Source organism: Actinomycetospora sp. CA-084318 (assembly GCF_050955885.1).
Lineage (GTDB): Bacteria > Actinomycetota > Actinomycetes > Mycobacteriales > Pseudonocardiaceae > Actinomycetospora.
Genome location: NZ_CP192098.1, coordinates 506,656 through 529,117 on the forward strand (window position 1 = coordinate 506,656; position 22,462 = coordinate 529,117).

At 75.3% G+C, this 22,462-nt stretch carries 24 protein-coding genes and 2 pseudogenes; 8 read left to right on the top strand and 18 right to left on the bottom strand.

Annotated elements, in window-relative coordinates; translation table 11 throughout:
- The first annotated feature begins 11 nt into the window (after positions 1-11).
- Positions 12-1,460 carry a LutB/LldF family L-lactate oxidation iron-sulfur protein gene (locus ACQPYX_RS02460; RefSeq protein ID WP_433803656.1) on the top strand — a complete coding sequence of 483 codons (1,449 nt, stop codon included), beginning with the start codon at positions 12-14 and terminating at the stop codon, positions 1,458-1,460.
- Entirely contained in the window at positions 1,457-2,092 is a 636-nt protein-coding gene (locus ACQPYX_RS02465; RefSeq protein ID WP_433801319.1) for a LutC/YkgG family protein, read from the top strand. The genes ACQPYX_RS02460 and ACQPYX_RS02465 overlap by 4 nt, the downstream gene beginning before the upstream one ends.
- On the opposite strand, the gene ACQPYX_RS02470 is transcribed toward ACQPYX_RS02465, so the two are convergent.
- From ACQPYX_RS02470 to ACQPYX_RS02480, 3 genes and pseudogenes are all read right to left on the bottom strand, one after another.
- Complete coding sequence (locus tag ACQPYX_RS02470; RefSeq protein ID WP_433803657.1) at positions 2,089-3,018, bottom strand: acyl-CoA dehydrogenase family protein; 930 nt, start codon at positions 3,016-3,018, stop codon at positions 2,089-2,091. The two genes, ACQPYX_RS02465 and ACQPYX_RS02470, sit on opposite strands and share 4 nt — an antisense overlap.
- Positions 3,019-3,315 (bottom strand): annotated as a pseudogene (locus ACQPYX_RS02475) (hypothetical protein); the annotation flags it as partial.
- Positions 3,315-3,809, bottom strand: a pseudogene (locus ACQPYX_RS02480) (hypothetical protein); the annotation flags it as partial. The pseudogenes ACQPYX_RS02480 and ACQPYX_RS02475, both read right to left, overlap by 1 nt.
- Positions 3,810-3,940: 131 nt before the next feature.
- Between ACQPYX_RS02480 and ACQPYX_RS02485 the strand changes: the two are divergent.
- A complete protein-coding gene (locus tag ACQPYX_RS02485) occupies positions 3,941-4,735 on the top strand; it encodes a MerR family transcriptional regulator (RefSeq protein WP_433801320.1) in 795 nt (264 codons plus the stop codon).
- A 112-nt stretch (positions 4,736-4,847) separates the two neighbouring features.
- Here the strand turns inward: ACQPYX_RS02485 and ACQPYX_RS02490 are convergent, their stop codons facing one another.
- From ACQPYX_RS02490 to ACQPYX_RS02505, 4 genes are read right to left on the bottom strand one after another with little or no spacing between them, the layout of a single operon-like run.
- Entirely contained in the window at positions 4,848-5,882 is a 1,035-nt protein-coding gene (locus ACQPYX_RS02490; RefSeq protein ID WP_433801321.1) for an LLM class flavin-dependent oxidoreductase, read from the bottom strand.
- Positions 5,879-6,394, bottom strand: a complete 516-nt coding sequence (locus tag ACQPYX_RS02495; protein ID WP_433801322.1) for an SRPBCC family protein — start codon at positions 6,392-6,394, stop codon at positions 5,879-5,881. Before ACQPYX_RS02495 ends, ACQPYX_RS02490 begins: the two co-directional genes overlap by 4 nt.
- A gap of 38 nt (positions 6,395-6,432) precedes the next feature.
- Complete coding sequence (locus tag ACQPYX_RS02500; protein ID WP_433801323.1) at positions 6,433-7,401, bottom strand: phosphotriesterase family protein; 969 nt, start codon at positions 7,399-7,401, stop codon at positions 6,433-6,435.
- 33 nt (positions 7,402-7,434) lie between these two features.
- Positions 7,435-8,358: a helix-turn-helix domain-containing protein gene (locus tag ACQPYX_RS02505; RefSeq protein WP_433801324.1), complete on the bottom strand. Its 924-nt coding sequence runs from the start codon at positions 8,356-8,358 to the stop codon at positions 7,435-7,437.
- Between the two features lie 341 nt (positions 8,359-8,699).
- Between ACQPYX_RS02505 and ACQPYX_RS02510 the strand changes: the two genes are divergently transcribed.
- A complete protein-coding gene (locus tag ACQPYX_RS02510) occupies positions 8,700-9,545 on the top strand; it encodes a hypothetical protein (protein WP_433801325.1) in 846 nt (281 codons plus the stop codon).
- A 13-nt stretch (positions 9,546-9,558) separates the two neighbouring features.
- Here the strand turns inward: ACQPYX_RS02510 and ACQPYX_RS02515 are convergent, their stop codons facing one another.
- Positions 9,559-9,759: a hypothetical protein gene (locus ACQPYX_RS02515; protein ID WP_433801326.1), complete on the bottom strand. Its 201-nt coding sequence runs from the start codon at positions 9,757-9,759 to the stop codon at positions 9,559-9,561.
- A gap of 79 nt (positions 9,760-9,838) precedes the next feature.
- Positions 9,839-10,318, bottom strand: a complete 480-nt coding sequence (locus tag ACQPYX_RS02520; protein ID WP_433801327.1) for an Lrp/AsnC family transcriptional regulator — start codon at positions 10,316-10,318, stop codon at positions 9,839-9,841.
- 207 nt (positions 10,319-10,525) lie between these two features.
- Between ACQPYX_RS02520 and ACQPYX_RS02525 the strand changes: the two genes are divergently transcribed.
- Complete coding sequence (locus tag ACQPYX_RS02525; RefSeq protein WP_433801328.1) at positions 10,526-14,056, top strand: indolepyruvate ferredoxin oxidoreductase family protein; 3,531 nt, start codon at positions 10,526-10,528, stop codon at positions 14,054-14,056.
- Here the strand turns inward: ACQPYX_RS02525 and ACQPYX_RS02530 are convergent.
- The 6 genes from ACQPYX_RS02530 to ACQPYX_RS02555 all read right to left on the bottom strand — a co-directional run bounded on the left by ACQPYX_RS02530 (position 14,041) and on the right by ACQPYX_RS02555 (position 18,589).
- Positions 14,041-15,360 carry a carboxylesterase family protein gene (locus ACQPYX_RS02530; RefSeq protein ID WP_433801329.1) on the bottom strand — a complete coding sequence of 440 codons (1,320 nt, stop codon included), beginning with the start codon at positions 15,358-15,360 and terminating at the stop codon, positions 14,041-14,043. The genes ACQPYX_RS02525 and ACQPYX_RS02530 overlap by 16 nt on opposite strands.
- Positions 15,357-16,013: a hypothetical protein gene (locus tag ACQPYX_RS02535; RefSeq protein WP_433801330.1), complete on the bottom strand. Its 657-nt coding sequence runs from the start codon at positions 16,011-16,013 to the stop codon at positions 15,357-15,359. Before ACQPYX_RS02535 ends, ACQPYX_RS02530 begins: the two co-directional genes overlap by 4 nt.
- Positions 16,010-16,504, bottom strand: a complete 495-nt coding sequence (locus ACQPYX_RS02540) for an inorganic diphosphatase (protein ID WP_433801331.1) — start codon at positions 16,502-16,504, stop codon at positions 16,010-16,012. Before ACQPYX_RS02540 ends, ACQPYX_RS02535 begins: the two co-directional genes overlap by 4 nt.
- Positions 16,505-16,579: 75 nt before the next feature.
- Complete coding sequence (locus ACQPYX_RS02545; protein WP_433801332.1) at positions 16,580-17,452, bottom strand: patatin-like phospholipase family protein; 873 nt, start codon at positions 17,450-17,452, stop codon at positions 16,580-16,582.
- A gap of 13 nt (positions 17,453-17,465) precedes the next feature.
- Positions 17,466-18,026: a YceI family protein gene (locus ACQPYX_RS02550; RefSeq protein WP_433801333.1), complete on the bottom strand. Its 561-nt coding sequence runs from the start codon at positions 18,024-18,026 to the stop codon at positions 17,466-17,468.
- Positions 18,027-18,139: 113 nt separating this feature from the next.
- Positions 18,140-18,589 carry a hypothetical protein gene (locus ACQPYX_RS02555; protein WP_433801334.1) on the bottom strand — a complete coding sequence of 150 codons (450 nt, stop codon included), beginning with the start codon at positions 18,587-18,589 and terminating at the stop codon, positions 18,140-18,142.
- 175 nt (positions 18,590-18,764) lie between these two features.
- Here ACQPYX_RS02555 and ACQPYX_RS02560 point away from each other — a divergent pair, with 175 nt between their 5' ends.
- The 3 genes from ACQPYX_RS02560 (at position 18,765) to ACQPYX_RS02570 (ending at position 20,406) form a co-directional block, all read left to right on the top strand.
- Positions 18,765-19,235 (top strand): GNAT family N-acetyltransferase, encoded by a 471-nt coding sequence (locus ACQPYX_RS02560; RefSeq protein ID WP_433801335.1) that lies wholly within the window; start codon positions 18,765-18,767, stop codon positions 19,233-19,235.
- On the top strand, positions 19,232-19,951 hold the full coding sequence (locus ACQPYX_RS02565) for a hypothetical protein (RefSeq protein ID WP_433801336.1): 720 nt from the start codon (positions 19,232-19,234) through the stop codon (positions 19,949-19,951). The genes ACQPYX_RS02560 and ACQPYX_RS02565 overlap by 4 nt, the downstream gene beginning before the upstream one ends.
- A 152-nt stretch (positions 19,952-20,103) precedes the next feature.
- On the top strand, positions 20,104-20,406 hold the full coding sequence (locus tag ACQPYX_RS02570) for a hypothetical protein (RefSeq protein WP_433801337.1): 303 nt from the start codon (positions 20,104-20,106) through the stop codon (positions 20,404-20,406).
- Between the two features lie 92 nt (positions 20,407-20,498).
- On the opposite strand, the gene ACQPYX_RS02575 is transcribed toward ACQPYX_RS02570, so the two are convergent.
- Genes ACQPYX_RS02575 through ACQPYX_RS02585 form a run of 3 tightly spaced genes read right to left on the bottom strand, consistent with a single transcriptional unit; the run spans position 20,499 to position 22,398 of the window.
- Entirely contained in the window at positions 20,499-21,023 is a 525-nt protein-coding gene (locus ACQPYX_RS02575; protein WP_433801338.1) for a hypothetical protein, read from the bottom strand.
- Positions 21,020-21,331: a protealysin inhibitor emfourin gene (locus tag ACQPYX_RS02580; protein WP_433801339.1), complete on the bottom strand. Its 312-nt coding sequence runs from the start codon at positions 21,329-21,331 to the stop codon at positions 21,020-21,022. The genes ACQPYX_RS02575 and ACQPYX_RS02580 overlap by 4 nt, the downstream gene beginning before the upstream one ends.
- A complete protein-coding gene (locus tag ACQPYX_RS02585) occupies positions 21,328-22,398 on the bottom strand; it encodes a M4 family metallopeptidase (RefSeq protein WP_433801340.1) in 1,071 nt (356 codons plus the stop codon). Before ACQPYX_RS02585 ends, ACQPYX_RS02580 begins: the two co-directional genes overlap by 4 nt.
- Positions 22,399-22,462: the final 64 nt, after the last annotated feature.

The following is a 22,462-nucleotide window of genomic DNA, read 5'->3' on the forward strand; positions in this document are numbered from 1 at the left end:
TGGAACTGGGCATGCCGACGGTCGCGTCGGATCCGCACGGGCACCTCCGCGGCACGGAGTCCTTCCCGCGGGCCGCGCACCACGCCCTCGCCGACACCCAGCTGCGGCGCAACCTCGGCCACGCCACCCGCACGATCCGGGCGAAGCGGGCCGCCGTCGTCGGCGAGGTCGACGACTGGGAGGAGCTGCGCCGGGCCGGCGAGTCGATCAAGGCCGACACCATGGCGCGTCTGCCGGAGCTGCTCGTGCAGCTCGAGGAGCAGGTGACCGCCCGCGGCGGCACGGTGCACTGGGCCCGCGACGCCGAGGAGGCCAACCGGATCGTCGTCGACCTGGTGCGCGGCACCGGCGCCGACGAGGTGGTCAAGGTCAAGTCGATGGCCACCCAGGAGACCGGGCTCAACGAGGCCCTCGAGGCCGCCGGCGTCGCCGCGTTCGAGACCGACCTGGCCGAGCTGATCGTGCAGCTCTCGCACGACCGGCCCTCGCACTTCCTCGTCCCCGCCATCCACCGCAACCGCGCCGAGATCCGGGAGATCTTCCTGCGCGAGATGCCCGGGGTGGACCCGTCGCTGACCGACGAGCCCCGCCGGCTCGCCATGGCGGCCCGCGCCCACCTGCGGCGGAAGTTCCTGACGGCGAAGGTGGGCATCTCCGGCGTCAACTTCGCCGTGGCCGAGACCGGGACGCTCTCGGTGGTCGAGTCCGAGGGCAACGGCCGCATGTGCCTGACGCTGCCCGACACGCTCATCACGGTGATGGGCGTGGAGAAGGTGGTGCCGACCTGGCGCGACCTCGAGGTGTTCCTCCAGCTGCTGCCGCGCTCCTCGACCGGCGAGCGGATGAACCCCTACACCTCGACGTGGACCGGCGTGACGCCCGGCGACGGCCCGCAGACCTTCCACCTCGTGCTGCTCGACAACGGCCGGTCGAACGTCCTGGCCTCGCCGGACGGTCGCCAGGCGCTGCACTGCATCCGCTGCTCGGCCTGCCTGAACGTGTGCCCGGTCTACGAGCGCACCGGCGGCCACGCCTACGGCTCGATCTACCCGGGACCGATCGGGGCGGTGCTCTCCCCACAGCTGACCGGCATCTCCGGACCGGACGACGTCAACGCCTCCCTGCCCTACGCCTCGTCATTGTGCGGGGCCTGCTTCGACGCCTGCCCGGTGCGCATCGACATCCCGCACCTGCTCGTGCAGCAGCGCGCCGCGGCGGTCGCCGCGCACAGCAGGCCGACCGGTCAGGACCTGACGATGCAGGCGGCGGCCATCGCCATGACGACGCCGGGCCGGTTCAAGCTGGCGGAGAAGGCCCTCGGGATCGGCCGGGTCCTCGCCGGTCGGAAGGGCCGCATCACCGGTCTGCCGTGGCCGATGTCGGGGTGGACGAACGCCCGCGACCTCCCGGCGCCGCCGGCCGAGACGTTCCGCCAGTGGTGGGAGAGGACGCACTCGTGAACGCGCGTGAGGAGGTCCTCGCCCGCCTGCGCACCGCGCGGGACGCCGGCAACCCGGCCACGCCCGTCCTCGTCACCCGCGAGTTCGCGACGACGGGTCGGCTGGACCCGGGCAGCGCGGCAGTGCTGGACCGGCTCGACGAGACGCTCACCGACTACAAGGCCACGGTCTACCGGGTGGCCTCCGAGGCGGACGTCTCCGGCGCGGTGGCGGGTGTGCTCGCGCAGGCGCGCAGCATCGTCGTCCCCGCGGGGTTGCCGGGCGACTGGCTCGCCGGGTTCACCGGCGAGGTCCGCACCGACGGCCCGCCGCTCGCGGTCGACGAGCTCGATGCGGTGGACGCCGTCGTCACCGGTGCGGCCGTCGCGATCGCCGACACCGGCACGTTCGTCCTCTCCTCGGCGGCCCCCGACCAGGGGCGACGCGCGATCACGCTCGTCCCCGACCACCACGTGTGCGTGATCCGGGCGGCCGACGTCGTGTGCTCGGTGCCGGAGGCGATCGCCCGGCTGGACCCGTCGTCGCCGCTGACGTTCGTGTCCGGTCCGTCGGCGACCAGCGACATCGAGCTCGACCGGGTCGAGGGCGTGCACGGCCCGCGCCGGCTCGACGTCGTGCTCGTCGGTCCCTAGCTCATCCCGGACGCGGCGAGCGGGTCGTATCCGGGTGTCCGGAGCAGTGTCTGGAGCTGACGGCGGCGGACGCCGATGTTGCTGCCCTCGATGAGCGGGTAGGCCAGGGCCTCCTGCAGGTACTCGGCGAGGGGGAACCGCTCGTCGTAGGCGGTGACCCCGACGACCTGCATGAGGCGCTGGACGACGTCGACGGCGGTCTCGGAGCCGAGGACCTTCGCGTGCAGCCCGAGTTCGAGGGCGCTCGGGTGCTGTGACATCACGGCGTCGAGGGCACGCCAGGACAGCAGTCGGACGGCCTCGATGCGGCCCTTCGCGTCCGACAGCGCATCGGCGACCGCCTGGTGGGCGATGATCGGCTCCGCTCCACCGCGGGTCTCGGTGGTCGCGAAGCGGTGGGCGAGCTCGAAGGCCCCGCGCATCGCCGCGACGGCGAAGATGCCGATCGAGGCGCCGCTCGGCAGGAAGGCGTTCCGGGTGAGGGCGACCCCCTGCCCCTCCGCGCCGAGCAGGTTCGCGCGCGGGACGCGGACGTCGCGCAACCGCACGCGCGAGGTGAGACAGCCGCGGAGCCCGGGGAGGTCGTAGTGCTCCTCGACCTCGAGGTGGCCGGCGAGGTGCTCCCGCTCGGCGACGAGGAGGGACACGCCCCCGGGGGCGCGACAGACGATGGTCATCAGGTCCGGTCCGTCGCCGTCCCAGCCCGAGAGGTGCGAGGCCCAGGCCTTGGTGCCGTTGACGACGTAGTGGTCGCCGTCGGGAACGGCCGTCGTGGTGGTCCCCGCCGCCGGGGCCTCGGCATCGAAGTTGGCGCTCCCGCCGGGCTCGCTGAACGCCATCGCGGCCAGGGGCGCCCCGGAGTCGGCGAGGAACGGTGCGACGAAGCGCTGCACCTGCTCCGGCGTGCCGACCTCGTAGACCGGCATGAGGGCGATCAACGGGCCCGCGAAGGAGATGGTGAAGTCGGGGCTCTGGGTCGCCCACTCCTCGACGAAGATCGCGGCGTCGACGCCGCTGCCCGCCGCACCACCGACCGCGGCCGGGACGAGGCCCTTGAGGAAGCCCGCCCCGACGGCCTTCTCGAACGCGGGCCGGGCCAGCAGGGCGCGGGTGAGCGGGTCGGCACGACCCGCTCGTCGGGCGCCGCGGTGGCGGCCGCGACGGCGCTGGTGAAGGAACGCACCAGGTCGTCGCCGCCCGCGGCGTCCTCCTCGAGCGACCACAACGTCGTCATGAGGGCGCGCACGACCGCGCCGGCGCCCGCGGCGCCGATCGGGCGTCCGAGGGCCGGACGCCGACCGGCCAACGGCGGCGCGAGCAGGTGGTGGGGTACGCGGTAGGACATCATCTGCCACGGCCGGTCGAAGTCGAAGAAGTACGGCTCCGCGGTGTCGACCACCACGAACTGGCCCTCCTCCACCACCTCGGTCCGCCCCCGCACGGTCGTCGCGCACCGTCCGCGCAGCTGCAGGTTGACGAAGTAGAAGCCGGCGTCGGTCCGGGCGACCTCGCGGGGACCGTGGTCGGTCCGCTGCGGCCGCGACCGGAGGCGGGCCCGGTTGACGCCGGCGAGCGTGCGGGTCTCGACGGTCGCGGCGAAGCCGTCCTCGGCGAGGGTGCGGTGCTGCGTGAGCGGGACGAAGGCCTGGCAGATCACCTCGTGCCAGAAGGCGAACTGCTCGCGCGGCGCCAGCCCGCCGCTGTCCCAGAGCCCCATGGGCCCACCTCAGCGCATCGGTCGTCGACGCGACAAGGGGTCAGACCGTCGGGACGGTGCCGCCGTCGCCGGGCAGGGCGGGAGGGTCGAGGCCTGGACCCTCTCCCCGGGGGAGGGTCCAGGCTGCAGGGGTGCTGACCATCGGGGAGTTCTCGCAGCTGACCCACCTGAGCGTGCGGACCCTGCGCCGCTACCACGAGGCGACCCTGCTCGAACCCGCCGTCGTGGACGAGGCCACCGGCTACCGCTACTACGCGGTGGACCAGATCCCGACCGCACAGGTCATCCAGCGGCTCCGGGAGCTCGACGTCCCCCTGAACGACGTCCGGCGGATCCTGCGGACCCCCGACCCGGAGGTCCGGGCGGCTCTGGTCGCCGGCCACCTGGAATGTCTCGAGGACGAGCTCACGCGGACGCGGGCCGCGGTCGTCTCGCTCCGCCGCCTGCTCAAGCCCGAGCCCGCGCCGATCGACGTCGAGCTACGCGCGGAGCCCGCCCGGACGGTGGCGGCCGTGGCGGGCGTCCTCGGGGCCCACGAGGTGGAGAGCTGGTTCGCCGGCGCGGTCGTCGAGCTGGACGCGGCCGTCGGCCCCGCCGCGACCGGGCCCCTCGGCGGCACCTACGACGACGCGCTCTTCCAGCAGGATCGCGGTCACGCCCTCCTGTACCTGCCGACCGCGGCGCCGCCGCACACCGGACGCGTCCACCCCGCGGACCTGCCGCCCGTGGAGCTGGCCGTCACCACGCACGTCGGCGAGCACGACGGCATCGAGGTCACCTACGGCCGGCTCGGGACCTGGGTGGTGGAGAACGCGATGGCGGTGGCCGGGCCGGTGCGGGAGCGCTACCTGGTCGGGCCGCGCGACGATCCCGATCCGGCGGCGTGGCGCACCGAGATCGGCTGGCCGGTCTTCCGGGTCGGCTGATCGTGGTGGGCGCCACGGAGATGATCGAGATGCAGGTCAACGGGCGGCCCCACGGCCGCACCACCTTCCACCTCGTGGCCGCGGAGCCCGCGGCCACGGTGTGGCACGGCGACTAGAGGGCGCGGACGAGGTCGATCGCCCGGCCCAGGGTGGTCAGGCGCTCGTCCAGGGTGTCGCCCGCGGGATACAGCCGGACCGTGTCGACGCCGGCGTCGGACCACACCCGCAGCCGGTCGCGGACCATGTCCTCGGTGCCGAGCAGCGTCGTGGCCAGCACCATCGCGTCGGGCACGAGGCCGGCGGCGCCGTCCCGGTCACCCGCCTGCCACCGGTCGCGCACCGCCTCGGCGACGTCGGCGAACCCCTGCCGCGCGTAGGCGTCGTGGTAGAAGTTCGTGCTCGCCGTGCCCATGCCGCCGAGCGAGAACGCGAGTCCCTTCCTCCGCGTGGCCACCATGCCCGCGAGCTGCTCCTCGTCCTCGGCGAAGGCGACCTCGGCGCCCTGGCAGATCGTCAGGTCCTTCCGCTCGCGCCTGGCCGCCGCGAGGCCCGCGTCGAGATGGGCGAAGTACGCGTCGGCGCCCTCGGGGACGAAGCTCGTGCCCAGCCAGCCGTCGGCGACCTCCCCGGTCAGCTCGAGCATGCGCGGCGAGAGCGACGCGACGTAGACCGGGATGTCGGGGTTCGCGCGCGCGGACAGCCGCATCGGGCGGCCCTCGCCGTCGGGGCGGGGGATCGTGACCGTCCGTCCGGTGAACTGCACCTTCTCGCCCGCGAAGACCTGCCGGACGACGGCGATCGTCTCGCGCATCCGGGTGCGCGGGCGGTCGAACGGCACACCGTGCAGGCCCTCGAGGACCTGCGGTCCGGAGGCACCCAGCCCGAGGGAGAAGCGGCCCCCCGAGAGCTCGGCCAGCGTGAGGGCGGCCTGGGCGATCGCGACCGGTGAGCGGGTACCGAGCTGGAGGATCCCGCTGCCGAGGCGCATCCGCTCCGTGCGGGCGGCCAGGAACCCGAGCGTGGACACCGCGTCGCTGCCCCAGGCCTCGGCCACCCAGCACTCGTCGAGCCCCAGGTGCTCCGCCTCGACGACGAAGGTGGCGAGCTCGGGATCGGACGAGGCCTCGACGGTGGTCGCGGTCCTCATGCCGCGGCCTCCGCCTCGGCCCGGATGGCGTCGAGGGTGCGCGTGATCGCGGCCTCGAACTCGCGGAGCCGTACGAAGACGATCTTCCGCTCCTTGTCCGGCATGGCGTCGATCGCCACGCTCGTCCCCGAGCGGCCCGGCCCCATCCGGGCCCGTTGGGTCAGCCGCGTGCCCCCGTCCTCGGGGACGAGCTCGAAGCTCCAGCGCGACGACGGTGCGTCGTCGTCGTCGCTGCCGTCCATCTCCCAGGCGAACCGGGACGGGGCCTCGCACTCGACGACCGTGCCCTCCACCGACCAGGTCCCGAACGAGGGGTGGGCGTTGTGCCCGACGAAGCGGGCGCCCGCGGCGGGTCCGTCGGAGCGCCACGACAGCGCCTCGAGCTCGGTGCTCCGCGCCGGCATCCGCTCCAGGTCGGCGACGAGCGGCCACACCCGCTCGGGAGGGGCGGCGATCCAGGTGTCGGCGGACACCTCGGGCTGGTCGGCGTAGCGCGCTCCGGTCCACTCCATGCGGCGGAGCCTAGAGGGTCTGAGTTGCTCGTCGCTACTCAGCTGAAGTAGCGGCGGGGGTTCTCGACCATCATCGTCGTGATCTGGGCGTCGGTGACCCCGGCGGCGCGCAGGGCGGGGAGGACGTCGCGGCTGATGTGCTCGTAGTGCCAGTTCGGGGCGGTCTCCCGCAGCGCCCGCTGGGTGTCCTCGCCCGCGTAGAAGTCGATGTAGCAGGACGCGTCGTGGGACAGCGCGATCCGGTCCGCGTAGCCCTCGGCGCACAACGCGGCGATCGTCGCGACGCGCCGGTCGGTGGTGTTGTACTTGTCCAGGCCGAAGCGGTCGCAGCCGAGCGTGGCGCCGCGGTCCGCGAGCGAGCGCAGGTAGTCCAGGTCGTTGGAGTCGCCGGCGTGGCCGACCACGACCTTGGTGAGGTCGACCCCCTCGGCCGCGTAGAGGTCGAGGGCGAGCGTGCCCGTGCGGTGCGCGGAGTTGGTGTGCACCGTGATCGGCACCCCGGTCTCGCGGTGGACCGCGGCGATCGCCCGGTGGATGCGCAGCTGGTCGGGCGTCAGCCCGGCCTCCTCGACGACGCCCTTGAGCAGGGCGGCCTTCACCTCGGTCCCGCCGATGCCCTCGCGGACGTCCCGCAGGAACATCCCGGTGAGCGGCTCGTCCCCGCCGAAGGGCGTGCCCGGCCCGCGGTTCTGCAGCTGGCGGGGCAGCTCGGCGAAGGTGTAGAGCCCGGTGGCGACGACGATGTTGAGGTCGACCTCGGCGTTCACCCGGGCCACGCGGGGGACGTAGCGCCCGAGCCCGACGACGGTCGGGTCGACGATGGTCTCGACGCCGAGCTCCCGGAGCCGCCGCAGCTTCGTGATCGCGTCCGCGACGCGCAGCTCCTCGTCCCAGTAGTCCGCGCCGTAGTTGGCGAGCAGGTCCGGGGTGAGGACGAAGACGTGCTCGTGCATCAGGGTCGTGCCGAGCGCCGCCGCGTCGACGGGGCCGCGCACCGTGTCCACCATGGCGCCATCGTGGCGCGAGGGGGCCGGTGCTGCTCAGCGGTGCCGGGCGGCCAGGGTGAGCAGCCGGCGCAGCCGACCGGCGAGAGCGTCCTTGGACAGCGGCGGCTCGGCGCGGGCGGCGAGCTCGGGCAGGCCGAGGTCGGGGTGCGCGAGCCGGAGCCGTCCCGCCTCGGCGAGGCCGGCCGGGACGTCGACACCGGCCCGCTCCAACGTCGCGAACGCCTCCGCGACCGCGGCACCCGCCCGGGAGGCGGCGACCGTGGCCCGCGCGTCGTTGGCCGACGCCGGCCCGTCGCCGTCGTCCGCCTCGGCGACCCCCGCGACGGCGGCGGTGCCGCGCCCGCCGCAGGTGGTGAGGAGCAGGGCGACCTCGGTCGGCTCCGTGACGGTCAGCCGGGTCCCGGAGCCCGCCCGGCGCGCCCGGACCCCGAGCCGCAGGCCGAGTTCCGCCAGCGCCAGCGCGGCCGCGGGGGCCGGACAGTCCAGGGTGACCACCCCGTCGGACAGTGCACCTCGCGCCAACAGGGCGCCGCGCCAGGTGGCGACCGCCCCGGGGAGCGAGCCGCCGGTCAGCCACTCCGGCGGGGCGGGCAGCGGGCGGCCCCGGTTGTCGACGAGACCGAGCCGGACCGCCAGCGGGTCGCCGGTCGGGGTGTCCGGTCCGACGTCCACCCGCCAGCGGTCCCGGGCCGGGTCGCCCTGCACGGTGCCGTCCTCGGCACCGAGGCGCGTGAGCAGCGAGACCAGGCGGGAGGCCGCCTCCGGGGTGTCGAGGTCGGCGGCGAGCGTGCCGCGGCGGTATCGCGCGCCCGACCACCGGACGACGGCCGCCGCCTCGGCACCCGCGTCCCGGTCCCGGGCGGGCGGGGCGACCCCGGCCAGCGCGGCGACGACCGCCCGCGTGTGCGCGGTACGGACGGGGGCGGGCGCGGGCGCGTGTCGTCCGGCCGTGCTCATCCGCTCGTCTCCTCCCGTCCGCGCGCCGTGGGCTCTCACGGCAGCGTCACACACGAGAACGCGCGACGGCCCAGGGGGCTGCTGCCCACGCGATGCGGCGGACATCCACCCGAACGTGTCCTCCGGGTCCGCGTGAGCACCCTGCGGGGGGACGTGCGGCGGCGGTCGGCGACGACGCTGGGCCGACCGTGCGGCGCGGCGCGCGGGGCCGATTCGCCCACTCCGGGCGTGCCGGTGACCGCGCGCCGTCGCGCCACTCGATCGGTGGATCACCCTGCCGCGCGGAGGGCGCGCCGGGGTCCCCGATCCGCGTCACCGCCCCGGCTATACCTGGACCGTCCGTGATCGAGGGGACCCGGGAGGGGGCCGACGCCGTGCCGGTCACACCGATCTTCGACGACCTCGCGGCGGCCTGGGAGACGGCCTCCGCGGCGGTCCCGGCAGCTCCGCCCTACCGGGTCGTGACGCCGCCCCGCCGCCCGTCGCCCCGGCCCCGCGGCGCGGCCCCGGCCGCCGTGGTCGGCGCCGACGCCTTCGGCCGCGGCTGCCTGGAGGCCCGGGACGAGGAGGTCGTCGCAGCGGACGACGAGGTCACCCGGCTGCTGGAGGGCGCGCGCCGGGAGGCGGTGGCGCAGGGTCGGCGCTGGGTGGACACGGTGCACCTGGCGGTGGCGGCGGTGCGGGCCGGCGGCGACGTCGGACGCGTGTTCGGGATGCGCGGCGTCGGGCCGGCCGTCCTGCTCGCCGCCCTCGACGACGGCTCCGAGGGCGGCCGGGCGGCCTCCGACGACCCCACCGGCGGCGACCCCGTCCGCCCCGCGCTGAGCTCCGTCGCCCGGACCGTGCTGCACCGGTCGGCGCACCGCGCGGCCCGGGAGGGTCGCGCCGTCACCGCCGTCGAGCTCGCGGCCACCGTGGCCCGGACCGGGCGCGTCGCCGATCTGCTGGCGGGCCTCGGGGTCGATCTCGAGGACCTCGCGGACGCCCTGGCGGCCACGGCGGAACCGGCCACGGCGGCCCTGGCCACGGAACCGGCCGCGGCGGAACCGCCGCCACGACCGGCCGGCCCCACCCGGCGGCTCGCGGTGCCGGTCGGCGTGGTCGCTCCGGTCACCGTCGTGCTCCCGGTGCCGACCGCCCAGCCGGGATGGCCGGCCCCGTCCCGCGCGGCCGACGTCCCCGCGTGATGCGGGTCCGGCGTCAGGTCCGGTAGGCGAGCAGTCGGACCCCGAGCGCGGACTCGACGCGCCGGACCTCGGCGAGCTGGTCGTCGGAGAGCTCGGCGTAGGGGCTCTCGGGCTCGTAGGCGACGACGGGGGTCCCGAGGGTCTCCTCGAGCCGGCGGATGTCGGCCATGGCGGTCTCGTCGAGGGTGGCGGGACGGAGTTCGGGGCTGGTCATGGGAGTCCTCCTCGGGTGCACCTGAGGCTGCGATACCCCGGAACCGGCCCTGTGACGCCGGCGACACGAACGAGTCGGGTCACCGGCGCGTCGGGTGCGCCGGCAGGGCCCGGACCAGCGGCAGGACCCGGGCCGGCACCCGCTCGGTCAGCGAGATCTCCGACTGCGTCCGCTCCACCCCGGGTGAGGCCAGCACGCCCTGGATCACCTGCTCGAGGTGGGCGTTGTCGCGCGCGACCACCCGGCACCAGAGGTCGCCGTCGCCGGTGATCGAGTGGGCCTCCACCACCTCGGGGATGGACGCCAGGTGCTCGGCCACCGCGTCGAGCCGGCCCTGCGCGATGTGCAGCGTGACGAAGGCGAGCACGCCGTAGCCCAGCGCCGACGGGGCCACGCGCGGGGCGAAGCCGGTGATGACCCCCGCCTCCTGCAGCCGCTCGAACCGGGCCTGCACGGTGCCGCGGGCGACCCCGAGGGAGCGCGCGTGCTCCCGCAGGCCCACGCGCGGGCGTTCGAGCAGCGCGAGGAGCAGGGCGCGGTCGAGGTCGTCCAGGGTCATCGCGTCCCTCCGGCTGGTCCAACGGTCCGCCTATGGCGGTCGTCACGACGCTGCAGTGTACCAATGGCCCAGATCAACTCGGATCGTTTGGACCACTGGCGAGTAGGTGACTAACTTCTCGGACCATCCGAGCACGAACACCCGGGCGGACCGGCGCCGGCGATCCCGACGGCGGATCCCGCCCCGCCCCGATCGGAGGTCGCCACCATGACCCTCGACCTTTCCGCCCGCCCCGCCCCGCGCGTGGCGTCGCCGGCTCCCGCCGCCCGCCCGTTCACCCTGCGCGACCGGTACACCGAGACCGACGGCACCGTGCAGCTCACCGGGATCCAGGCGCTCGTGCGGCTGCCGATGGACCAGCGGCGGGCCGACGCCGCCGCGGGCCTGCGCACCGGCGGCTACGTCTCGGGGTACGAGGGCTCGCCGCTCGCGGGCTACGACCTCGAGCTCGCGCGGCAGCGTGACCTGCTCGACGCCCACGGCGTCGTGTTCGCGCCCGGGCTGAACGAGGAGATCGCGCTGACCGCCGTGCAGGGCGGCCAGCTCGCCCCGTCCACCGGCGCGCTGCGCGAGGACGTGGCCGACGGGATCACCGGCTACTGGTACGGCAAGGCCCCGGGCCTCGACCGCGCCACCGACGCCCTGCGCCACGCCAACCTCTCCGGCACGTCCCGCCACGGCGGCGCGCTCGCGATCGTGGGCGACGACCCGGCCGCCAAGTCCTCGAGCGTCCCGTGCGCCTCCGAGGCCGCGTTCGCCGACATGGCGCTGCCGGTGCTCTACCCGGCCGACGTGCAGGACGTCCTCGACCTCGGCCGGCACGCGGTGGAGCTCTCCCGCGTCTCCGGGCTCTGGGTCGGGTTCAAGATGGTCACCGCGGTCGCGGACGGTTCGGGCACGGCGGTCGTCGGGCCGGACCGCGTGCTCCCGGTCCTCCCGGACGTCACGTTCGGCGCCGGGACCCCCTTCGTCCACCAGCCGCACGCGAAGCTCCTCGGACCGGCGCTCGCCCCGCTCGAGCGGGACCTGCACGGCAGGCGCCTGGTCATCGCCCGTCGCTACGCGGCCGCGAACGGCCTGAACACGATCGTCGGCTCCGGACCCGCGCGCATCGGGATCGTCGCCGCCGGCAAGAGCTGGCTCGACCTCCGGCAGGCGCTCACCGCGCTCGGCCTGGACGACACCGAGCTGGCCCGCCGCGGCGTCCGGCTGCTGCGCCTCGGCATGCCCTGGCCGCTCGAGGGCGGGGTCGTCGACCGGTTCGCCGAGGGCCTCGACGAGATCGTCGTGGTCGAGGAGAAGCGCGCGTTCCTCGAGACCCAGATCAAGGACCGGCTCTACGGGCGCACCGGGGCGCCCGCGGTGCACGGCAAGCGCGGCCCGGACGGGCGCCCGCTGTTCGCCGAGCACGGGGACCTCGACCCGGACGCGGTCGCGCTCGGGCTCGCGTCCCGGCTCGCCGGCATCCCCTCCGTCGAGGCGTGGGAGACCCGTCGTCGGGAACGGCGGACCCGCATCGACCTGCCGCTCGCGGGCGCGACCCGCAACCCGTACTTCTGCTCCGGCTGCCCGCACAACACCTCGACGACGTCGGCCCCCGAGGGATCGCTGGTCGGCGCCGGCATCGGCTGCCACACGATGGTCATGCTCATGCCGGAGGCCCAGGTCGGCGAGGTCACCGGCATCACGCAGATGGGCGGGGAGGGCGCGCACTGGCTCGGCACCGAGCCGTTCGCCGACCCCGCGAAGGCGTCGCACTGGGTGCAGAACATGGGCGACGGCACGTTCCACCACTCCGGCAGCCTCATGGTCCGCGCGGCCGTCGCCGCGGGGGCGCACGTGACCTTCCGCCTGCTGCGCAACGGCGCGGCCGCGATGACCGGCGGGCAGGACGCCGTCGGCGAGCTGTCGATGCCACAGCTGGTGCGGGTGCTGCTCGACGAGGGCGTCTCCCGCGTGATCGTGACGACCGAGGACGTGTCCCGCTACCGCCGCGTGCGTCTGGCGAAGGGCGTGCAGGTCTGGGACCGCTCGCGCATCGACGAGGCGCAGGAGCTGCTCGCGGCCACGCCCGGTGTGACCGTGCTGATCCACGACCAGGAGTGCGCGGCGCAGAAGCGACGCAAGCGCAAGCGCGGGAAGCTGGCCGACCCGACCACGCGCGTCGTCATCAACGAGCGGGTGTGCGAGGGCTGCGGCGACTGCGGACAGACCTCGAACTGCCTGTCGGTGACGCCGGTGGACACCGAGTTCGGCCGCAAGACCCGCATCCACCAGGCGTCGTGCAACAAGGACTACTCCTGCCTGGACGGCGACTGCCCGGCCTTCACGGTCGTCGAGCCGGGCGGGGACCGCGGGAGCGCCGCCGTCGATCCGCTGGCGGCGGACGTGCTGCCGACCCCGCGCCGCACCGTTCCCGACGACGCCGTGGTCCGGCTGGCGGGCATCGGCGGCACGGGCGTCACCACGATCGCCCAGGTGCTCGCCGCGGCCGCCCGGATCGCCGGGCGCCCCACCCGCGGACTCGACCAGACCGGACTCGCGCAGAAGGGCGGCGCGGTCGTCTCCGACGTCAAGATCGGTGACGGCGAGCTCGCCGGGCGCGCCGCGGAGGGGGAGTGCGACCTCTACCTCGGCGCCGACCTGCTCGTCGCGGCCGACCCGGCCTACCTGAAGGCCGCCTCGTCGGCGCGAACGGTCGGCGTCGTGTCCAGCGCGAAGATCCCGACCGGCGACCAGGTGGTCGACCCCTCGGTGACCTACCCGCCGGTGGACGCGGTGCTGGGTCGCATCCGGTCGTCCGTCCGCGCCGACGTCGGCGCGGTGCTCGACGCCCGGGCGTTGGCCGAGGCGTTGTTCGGTGACGATCAGTTCGCGCTGTCGATCCTGCTCGGGGCGGCCTTCCAGCTCGGGGCGCTGCCCCTGCCGGCCGCCGCCGTGGAGTCGGCGTTCGAGCTCAACGGCGCCGCCGTCGAGAAGAACCTCCAGGCGTTCCGGCGGGGCCGCCAGTCGATCGCCGACCCCACGGCCTTCGCCGCGGTCGTCGAGGCGGTCACGCGGCCCGCGGCCGACGGGGTCCCCGGCCTGACGGCGGCGGGCGCGGCGGTCGCCGCGGAGATCGTCGCCTCGATCGGGGCGCCGGCCGGTTCGGAGCTCGAGCGCCTCGTCGCGATCCGCGTGCCGGAACTCGTCGCCTACCAGGACGCCGCGTACGCGCGGTCGTACGCCGACGTGGTGCGCGGACTCGTCGACGGTGCGCCGGAGCTGGCCGAGGCGGTCGCCGTCGGGCTGCACAGGCTGATGGCCTACAAGGACGAGTACGAGGTCGCCCGGCTCTCGCTGGACCCGGCGTTCGGGGCGTCCGTGCGGGCGGAGTTCGGGGCCGACGCGCGCATCTCGTGGAAGCTGCACCCGCCGTCGTTGCGGGCGATGGGGCTGCGTCGCAAGCTGACGCTCGGGCCGTGGTTCCGCCCCGGCTACGTCTCGCTCCGGGCGATGCGCCGACTGCGGGGGACTGCGCTCGACCCGTTCGGGCGGGCCGAGGTCCGCCGCGTGGAGCGTGAGCTGGTGGCCGAGTACCGCGCCCTGGTCCCGCGGCTGGCGGAGCTCGCCGCGGCGGGCGACGTCGACCGGGCGGCGCGGGTGGCGGCGCTGCCGGACCTGGTCCGCGGCTACGAGGACATCAAGCTCGCCAACGTCGCGCGGTACCGGGAGGCCCTGGCCTACGAGGGGCTCTGAGTCCCGGCGGCGAAGTCGAGCCACCGGCGGCGCAGGGCCCGGCCGAGCGGCTCGACGTCGTCGTCCCAGGACGCCCCGGCCAGCATCGGGGCGTCCTGCCAGGCGTCCCGCCCGCCGAAGAGGAACGGCAGCTCGATCGCGTGGCAGGCGCCGAGTCCGGAGTCGGGCGCCGACCACGTGAAGCGGTAGGTGCTCACCGTGGTGCCGGCCGTGGCGGCCCGGGTGGCGAGGCGTTGCGCGGGCGTGACGAACACCCGCTGCGTGGCCAGACGCGACCCGAGGCCGACCAGCGTCGGGAACCGCGCCCGCAGCCGCCGGAGCCCGGGGGCGATGTGGACGAAGGTGTTCGCCTCGTCGGCCGTCGTCCCGATGATCATCGGGTGGCCGGAGTGCGCGGCCGCCACCCATGGGTCGGCGGCGGCCACCCCGACCAGCGGCTCGACGCCCGCGACCGGGGTGAACGCGGGCGCCGAGTTGATCCCGCCCGGCCCGGCGTGCCGGACCATGGCCCGGCGCTGCGCCTCGAGGAGGTCCTCGATCGGCACCGTGCGCGGGTCGGCGCCGTCGAGGGCGTCGCGCACGTACCCGGCGACGCGGGCCGCGGTCCGCTCGGTGCCCAGACCCAGGCCGAGCTGCCCCGACTGCAGGACGACGCGGTGGAACAGGCCGCGCAGCGTGGGCGCGGACATGAGGCAGGTGATCGCGTGGGCGCCCGCGGACTCACCGACGAGGGTGACCGCGTCCGGGTCGCCGCCGAACGCCCCGACGTGGGTGCGGATCCAGCGCAGCGCGGCCGCGAGGTCCGCGAGGCCGAGGTTGCCGGGCGAGACGCCGGGCATCCGGAGCCAGCCGAGGATGCCCAGCCGGTAGCCGAGGCTCACGGTGACGACGCGGCCCTCGCGGACGAGTCGGGACGTGTCGTACCAGGCCAGGTCGACGCCGCCGATCACGTACGCGCCGCCGTGGATCCAGACGAGCACCGGCAGCCGCTCGCCGGGGGCGAGGTCGGCGGGCGCGCGGACCGTGAGGCGCAGGCAGTCCTCGTCCTGGCCCAGCTCGTCGGCGTTCGACGGCCCGGCGATCGCGTCCATCCGCGACGCGAGCTGCGGGCACTGGGGGCCGGGGACGCGCGCGTCGCGGGTGCCGGTCCAGGCCGGTTCCGGCGTCGGGGCGCCGAAGCGCTCGGCGCGGGCGAAGCGCAGCCCGAGGAACTCGAGCACCCCGCCGTCGGGGTGGTTCCGCCCGCGGACCGTGCCGGAGGGGGTCTCGACGACGGGTGCGTCCGCGCCGGCCGTGACCGTCACGAGGAGGCCTCCCGGCGTCCGGTGCCGCGGTCGTCGGCGCCGCGCGTCGCGTCGGCCGTCGGGTGCTCGGTGGCGGGCGCGGTGGTGGACCCGTCGTCGGACCCGTCGTCGGTGTCGTCGGCGTCGTCGTCGGCCTCGATCACCCGGGGTTCGTCCTCGTGGGCGCGGGCCTCCCGCGCCCACTCGTCTTCCTGACGCCGGCGGAAGGCGGTCTCGGCGTCGTCGTACCCGGTGCCGTCGTCCTGTTCGGACGGGGACGGCTCCCACTCCTCGTAGAACTCCGCGTCGACGATGTCGTCGTGGTCGCCGGAGGACATGACGCGCGTGGCGTGCCGGTCGGGGTCGTACGGGGCCCCGTCGTCGGGCAGGGGGCCGTCGTCGGGATCGGGACCCTCGTCGCGGGGCCCGCCGGGGTCCGAGCGCCAGGACCGCTCGTCCTCCTCGAGGCGCTCGCGGGCCCGTTGTCCGGCGTAGAGGCCACCGCCGGCGAGGACGCAGAGCACCCCGAACACCGCGATCGCCACCGAGCTCATCAGCAGGGCGGTGATCAGGGCGACGACGCCGAAGCCGGCCCAGACGATGCCGATGACGACGAGCTTGGGCCGGGGGCCGTCCGGGCGCGGGGCACCGAACACGCCCCCGTCGGTCGTCACGTGGTGAAGCCCTCCCGGCTCGCGCGGTCGACCGAGGCCTGGACCTCCTTCTCGGCCGCCGCGCGGCCCACCCACTCGTGGCCCTCGACGGACTTGTCGGGCTCGAGCGCCTTGTAGACCTCGAAGAAGTGCTGGATCTCCATGCGGTGGTACTGGTCGAGGTGGTGGATGTCGCGCAGGTGCTCCAGGCGCGGGTCGTCCACCGGGACACACAGGACCTTGTCGTCGCCGCCGGCCTCGTCGGTCATGCGGAACATGCCGATGGCGCGGCTGCGCACCAGACAGCCCGGGAAGGTCGGTTCCTGCACCAGCACCAGGGCGTCCAGCGGGTCGCCGTCCTGCCCGAGGGTGTTCTCGATGAAGCCGTAGTCCGCCGGGTACTGCGTGGCGGTGAACAGCGTCCGGTCCAGCCGGAGCTTGCCGGACTCGTGGTCCAGCTCGTACTTGTTGCGGCTGCCCCGAGGCACCTCGACGAAGACGTCGAAATCCACGACCTGCCCCTCTCGGTCACCGACGGTGGGGGGCCAGTGTGGCGGGTGTGATCCCACCCGGCCACCCCGGGCGGATCAGGTCGGGTCCTCTCCGATCGTCCGGCCCAACCGGTACCCCAGATCGGCTGCCGCCGGTCGACCGGCCGGGTCGAGGGCGGCGCGCCCGGGACCGGCGAGGTACTCCGGATCCGGCCCGACGACGACGATCTCGGCCCCGGTCCCGCGCAGGTCGGCGAGCTCGTCGTCGAGGGCCCGCACGCCCGCGCCGCCCGCGGCGGGGAACGGGACGAGCACCACGACCCGGTCGTGCCCGGCCGCCAGGGTGGCGTGGCAGAGCGAGGCCATCCCGCCGTCCATGTAGAGGCGATCGCCGATCGGCACCACGGGCCACACGCCCGGGACCGCGCAGCTCGCGGCGACGGCGTCGTCGAGGGCGGCGCCGCCCGCGGCGTCGAACACCACGAGCTCGCCGGACTCCGCGTCCACGGCGGTGACGCGCAGCGGCGTCGTCGGCCAGTCGTGCACCGGCAGGCGGGCGGCCACCGCGGCCCGCCGCTCGTCCGACACCGAACGGTCCACGCCGAGCGCCAGCTCGCCGACGGCCCGCCGGGCCTCGACGGGGTCGGTGCCCGTCGTGGCGGTCATGCGCTCGAACAGCGCGTCGAGGTCGACGTCGCGCGGCAGCTCGGTGGTCGACGGCGCGTGCTGGGCGGCGAGGGCGTCCGCGAGATCCCAGTCGGGACCGGCGTCGGCGGCCGCGGCGACGAGCGTCCCGACGACCGACCCCGCCGAGGTGCCCACGACGAGCGCCGGGGCGTCGAGGGAGGCCGCGAGCGGACCCCCGGCAGCACGCAGCCCGGCCAGGACGCCGATCTCCCAGGCGATGCCGGTGACTCCACCGCCGCCGAGGACCAGGGCCGTCCGACCGGGCTGCTGTGCCGCACTCATGCGGGCGTGTCTATCAGGCCTGCTTGATCGCGGAGATGTCGAACTCGAGGCCGACCTTGTCGCTCACCAGCACGCCACCGGTCTCCAGCGCGGCGTTGAAGGTGATGCCGTAGTCCTTGCGGTTGATCGTGGTCGAGCCCTCGAAGCCGGCGCGCTCGTTGCCGAACGGGTCCTTCGCCACGCCGTTCTGCTCGAAGTCGACGGTGATCGAGTTCGTGACGTCGCGGATCGTCAGGTCGCCGGTGATGCGCCAGACGTCGTCGCCGACCTTCTCGACGGCGGTCGAGCGGAAGGTGATCTCGGGGTAGACCTCGACGTTGAGGAAGTCACCGCTCTTGACGTGGCCGTCGCGCTGCTCCTGGCTGGAGTCGAAGCTGGCGGCGGCGATGACGATCTCGGTGGACGACGCGGCCGGGTTCGCCTCGTCGATCACGGCGGTGCCGCGGAACTCGCCGAACGAGCCCCGCACCTTCGTGACCATGGCGTGGCGGGCGGTGAAGCCGATCCGGCTGTGGGCCGGGTCGATCTGGTACGAGCCGGCCAGGGTCAGCTGCGGGGCGGTGGTCTCGGTCATGGTGGTTCTCCAGACGCTTGAAGCATCAACTGATGTGGCTGAGCCTAGCACCTTCGCTTAAAGCTTCAAGTGTCAGGGGTGTGGCGTGGGCCTCGGGCCCACACCGGGAGGGATCAGGCGGCGACGGTCTCGGGCGCGCCGACCTCGACGGCGCCCGACCAGCGGGTCCGCAGCGCCGCAGCGAACGCCGGGGCGCCCGCGCCGAGCACCCGCACCACGAGGCGGTCCCCGGCGAGGCCGTGGGCGCTCGTGGCGAAGCGGGCGACCGCCTCGACGTCCCAGGCGCGGGCGCGGATCGGCACGATCACCCGGACCCGGGTGGTGGCGAGCAGGACCGCGAGGGCCTGTGCGGTCGCCGGCCAGTGGCGCGGCGCCGGGGCGCCCGCCCCCGCGGCCGGCACGAGTACGGCGGCGGCGCCGGCCCGCTCGGCCGCACGGGCCTCGTCGAGCATGGCGTCGAGGTCACGGCTGCCGCCGGCCGCGTCGACGAGGCCGTGGTGGACCGGGTCGAGGGCGACGACGACGGGGGTGGAGACGGGGGAGGGCGCGCTGACGGTGGTCATGGCGGGATGGGGTCCTTCGAACGAGGGTCGCGGAACGGACGCGCAGGTCAGACGTCCGGGCGACAGAACTCGTCGAAGGCGTCGAGGCGGCGGCTCGGCCAGAACCGCTCCAGATCCTCGGTGCCCACACGCAGTTCCTACACCGAGGACGGCCCTCGGTGCCACCCTCGGCGTGGTGATCCACCACGCTCGCCTCGACGACATGACCCCTCGCGACCTCCACGACGTACTCGCCCTGCGCGTCGCCGTGTTCGTCGTGGAGCAGGAGTGCGCCTACCCGGAGATCGACGGCCGGGACCCCGACGCCGAGCACTGGTGGTCGCGCGCCACGGACGGGCCCGACGGCGCGCTGACCGCCTGCCTGCGGGTCCTCGCCGAGCCGGACGGGACGACGCGGATCGGGCGGGTGGCCTCGTCGCGCGCCGCGCGCGGGACCGGTGCGGGCGGCGCCCTGTTCGGTGCCGCCCTCGCGACCCTGACCGGGCCGGTGGTGCTCGGCGCGCAGGTCCGCTCGCAGGGGTTCTACGAGCGGTTCGGCTTCGCCGTCGCCGGCCCGGGCTACGACGAGGACGGCATCCCCCACGTGCCGATGCTCAGGGTGGCCACAGCCGACGCACAGCCGCCGGGCGGACCGTCGGGGACGTGACCGTCCTGCTCGTCCTCCTCGTCGTCGTCGGACTGCTCGCGCTCGCCCTCGGCCGCCGGCCCGGGCGCGCCACGACGGCGGGCCCGGCCGATCTCGCGGACGCGGAGGCCGAGGCCCGCCGCTGGTACGACCGGCTCGGCGGCCAGGTCCTCGCCCTGACCGGCACCGACGAGCCGTCGCGGCAGGCCCTCGCCGACGCGTCCGAGCGCTACACGGCCGCCGGTTCGCAGCTCGCCTCCGCGTCGACGCCCGCGCAGTGGCGGCTCGTCACCGACACCGCCCTCGAGGGGCTGCACTTCGTCCGCGCGGCGCGCACCGCGATGGGCCTCGACCCCGGCCCCGACCTGCCCTCCGGCGCCGACCGGGCCCGCGCCGGGTCGCTCACCGCGGACCACGCCGTCGACGTCGGCGGCCGGACCGTGCTCGGCTCGCCGGACCCGTCCCCCCGCACCTCGCACTACTACCCCGGTGGCACCGTCGCCGGGCGACCGGTGGCCGCCGGCTGGTACTCCGAGCCGTGGTGGAAGCCGATGCTCCTGGGCGGGGTCGGTGCGGTCGGGGGCGTGCTGCTCGCCGACGCGCTGTTCTCCGGCTTCTCCGGCGTTGCCGACGGCGGGTGGGGCGGGCCCGGGTTCGACGGCGGCGGTTGGGACGGTGGGTTCGACGGCGGCTTCGGGGGCGGGGGCTTCGACGGGGGCTTCGGCGGCGGGTGGTGAGCCCACCGTTCACGTGCCCCTGACCTGCGGTTGACCCCGGCTGGGGCCCTGCCGGAGGCTTCGGGTGGGCGATTTCGGAGAGTGATTACGGGGCTACGTTCCGCGTTCGTCCGGACGGGCTGGCCGTCCGGCGTCGGGGAGAGGAGCTCGTCATGGCGAGCACGTTCCGCAGGATCACCGTCGCGGCCGGCCTCGTGGCCGCTGCGTCCGTCGGGGCCGTCGGGGTCGCGAACGCCGCACCGGTGGCGCCCGCGCCGCACGGCGGGACCGGCACCACCACGGCGCCGACCACGCCGATCGCGCCGACCACGCACCACGCGACGAAGGCCCACGCCACGAAGGCCCACGCCACGAAGGCGCATGCCACGAAGGCCCACGCCACGAAGGCGCATGCCACGAAGGCCCAGGCCGCCACGACCCCGGCCGCGCACCACGGGGTCACGACCAGGCGCTGACCCGGGGGCCGCACCTCGTCGTCGTGGTTCACGACGACGAGGTGGGGCGCGGGCGTGGGTTGCCCGCGACGAGGTGGCCGGAGGAGAACCGCTCAGCGCAGGCCGGGCGCGTCCCACTCCACGGCGGACGCCCCGTCCTCGAGCTCCGCGACCGAGAGGCGGCCCAGGTAGTCGACGAGGTCGGGTGCGAGCTCCCTGTCCTCGGCGGAACGCACCCGGCCGTCCGGGTCGAGGAACAGGAACCCGTCGGAGCCCTCGCCGAGCGGCCACCGGCCCGCGAACCCGGCCTCCGCCACGATCTCGCCGGCCCGGCGCAACGGACAGAACGCGCGGGCCGGGAACAGCATCGGCCCGCCCACCTCGGCCGGGTCGGCCTGACCGTCGGTGATCGCGTACACCGCACGGGCCGGGTCGGACAGGGCGAACCCCACGGCCTGCTCGGCGGCCGCGATCGCGCTCGGCGCCGCGCCGGGGCGCAGGACCGGGGACGGGTCCCGGCCGTGGGCGCGCAGCGTCCCGAGCCAGCGCGACCAGGCCGCGCGGACCTCGTCGTCGGGAACGCCGCCGCGGGCCGAGCCGCGGGGCCGGCTCGAGAGCGGCTGCCGCCCGTCGGTCACCGCCCGGTCTCCCGCCGGCCCGCGGGCTCGTCGTCGACGAAGCGCAGCAGCGCGTGCATCCCCTCCGGCGCGGTGCCCTGGGCGAACCGGACGCCCTGCTGCGACCCGTCGTCGGCGTCGACGGTGACCTCGTAGGAGAAGCCGTCGCGCAGCGCCGGGGCGACGGGGCCGGACCGCTCGCGGAACGAGCAGCCCGCGACGAGGGAGCGCAGCGTCTCGGTGCGGGCGTCGTCGAGGTCGGCGGCGTCGACGGTGGTGGTCAGGACCATCCCGGCGACCCCGCCCGCCCGCACCACGGTCACCCTCATCGCGGGTCCGGGGTGGGCACGACCTTCACCGCGTCCCACCCGCCGCGCACCGCGTCGTGCTCCCGCGAGCCGTCGCCGTAGCGCTCCCCGGCGACCGCGATGGTCGCCGCGGCGGCGTCCGCGAACTGCGCGTTCGCCCGCAGCCGCTCGGTGAGCACGGTGTACCAGACCGGACCGACCGTCTCCCACGCGTTGCCGCCGAGGGTGCGGGCCGCCTCGGCGAAGGCGCGATTGGGGATGCCGGAGTTGATGTGGACGCCGCCGGAGTCGTTGCGCGGGTCGTCGTCGACCGGGAGGTCGCGGTAGGAGTCCATGTCGGCGGGCTGGTCGTCGCCGGTGTAGGCGGTGCCGGGCGCGAGCATGCTGCGCAGTGCGGCCCCGAGCGACGGCTCCAGCGCGCCCGCGCCGATCAGCCAGTCCGAGCTCGCCGCGTCGATGCCGCCCGCCCGCTGCTTGACCAGGATCCCGAACACGTCCGAGAAGGACTCGTTCAGTGCCCCGCTCTGCGCCTCGTAGACCAGGTTGGCGGTGTACTGGGTGACCCCGTGGGTCAGCTCGTGGGCGATGACGTCGAGCGAGCGGGTGAGGGCGCCCGCGACGAAGGTGCCGCCCCCGCCGTCGCCGTAGACCATCTGCTCGCCGGTCCAGAAGGCGTTGTCGTAGCGCTGCCCGAAGTGCACCGACGACACGAGGTCCAGCCCGCGCCCGTCGATCGACTCCCGGGCGAACACGTCGCGGTAGAAGGCGACGGTGGTCGCGGCGTTGTCGTAGGCCTCGTTCACCGCGGTGTCGGCCGAGGGCGGGTCGCCGTCGGTGCGCACCTGGCGGCCCGGCAGCGCGGACTCCTCGCCGCCCTCGACGTCGAAGACCGTGTTCGCGGTGACGCCCGGCCGGTCCGGGGGCACCGCCGCACCCTGCTCGCGCAGCGCCCGCGCCACCGCGACGCGGCGACCACGCAGGCGTTCGGACACCCGCTGGGTCTCCAGCGCCGCCTCACGGGCGGCCGCCGACCCCGACTCGGCCAGGCGCAGCAGCAGGGACGGGGGCGCGATCGCGCACAGGTGCATGGGACGCAATGTGGCACACCGTCCGGACCACCCGGCACCGCTGATCAGGAGACCCCTACGCGGT

Coding starts and splice junctions, on each gene's coding strand:
- ACQPYX_RS02460 (WP_433803656.1), top strand. CDS start 12: ATGCCGACGGTCGCGTCGGATCCGCACGGGCACCTCCGCGGCACGGAG.
- ACQPYX_RS02470 (WP_433803657.1), bottom strand. CDS start 3,018: ATGCCGGTCTACGAGGTCGGCACGCCGGAGCAGGTGCAGCGCTTCGTC.
- ACQPYX_RS02490 (WP_433801321.1), bottom strand. CDS start 5,882: ATGAGGACCGCGACCACCGTCGAGGCCTCGTCCGATCCCGAGCTCGCC.
- ACQPYX_RS02495 (WP_433801322.1), bottom strand. CDS start 6,394: ATGGAGTGGACCGGAGCGCGCTACGCCGACCAGCCCGAGGTGTCCGCC.
- ACQPYX_RS02500 (WP_433801323.1), bottom strand. CDS start 7,401: ATGGTGGACACGGTGCGCGGCCCCGTCGACGCGGCGGCGCTCGGCACG.
- ACQPYX_RS02505 (WP_433801324.1), bottom strand. CDS start 8,358: ATGAGCACGGCCGGACGACACGCGCCCGCGCCCGCCCCCGTCCGTACC.
- ACQPYX_RS02515 (WP_433801326.1), bottom strand. CDS start 9,759: ATGACCAGCCCCGAACTCCGTCCCGCCACCCTCGACGAGACCGCCATG.
- ACQPYX_RS02520 (WP_433801327.1), bottom strand. CDS start 10,318: ATGACCCTGGACGACCTCGACCGCGCCCTGCTCCTCGCGCTGCTCGAA.
- ACQPYX_RS02525 (WP_433801328.1), top strand. CDS start 10,526: ATGACCCTCGACCTTTCCGCCCGCCCCGCCCCGCGCGTGGCGTCGCCG.
- ACQPYX_RS02545 (WP_433801332.1), bottom strand. CDS start 17,452: ATGAGTGCGGCACAGCAGCCCGGTCGGACGGCCCTGGTCCTCGGCGGC.
- ACQPYX_RS02550 (WP_433801333.1), bottom strand. CDS start 18,026: ATGACCGAGACCACCGCCCCGCAGCTGACCCTGGCCGGCTCGTACCAG.
- ACQPYX_RS02555 (WP_433801334.1), bottom strand. CDS start 18,589: ATGACCACCGTCAGCGCGCCCTCCCCCGTCTCCACCCCCGTCGTCGTC.
- ACQPYX_RS02570 (WP_433801337.1), top strand. CDS start 20,104: ATGGCGAGCACGTTCCGCAGGATCACCGTCGCGGCCGGCCTCGTGGCC.
- ACQPYX_RS02580 (WP_433801339.1), bottom strand. CDS start 21,331: ATGAGGGTGACCGTGGTGCGGGCGGGCGGGGTCGCCGGGATGGTCCTG.
- ACQPYX_RS02585 (WP_433801340.1), bottom strand. CDS start 22,398: ATGCACCTGTGCGCGATCGCGCCCCCGTCCCTGCTGCTGCGCCTGGCC.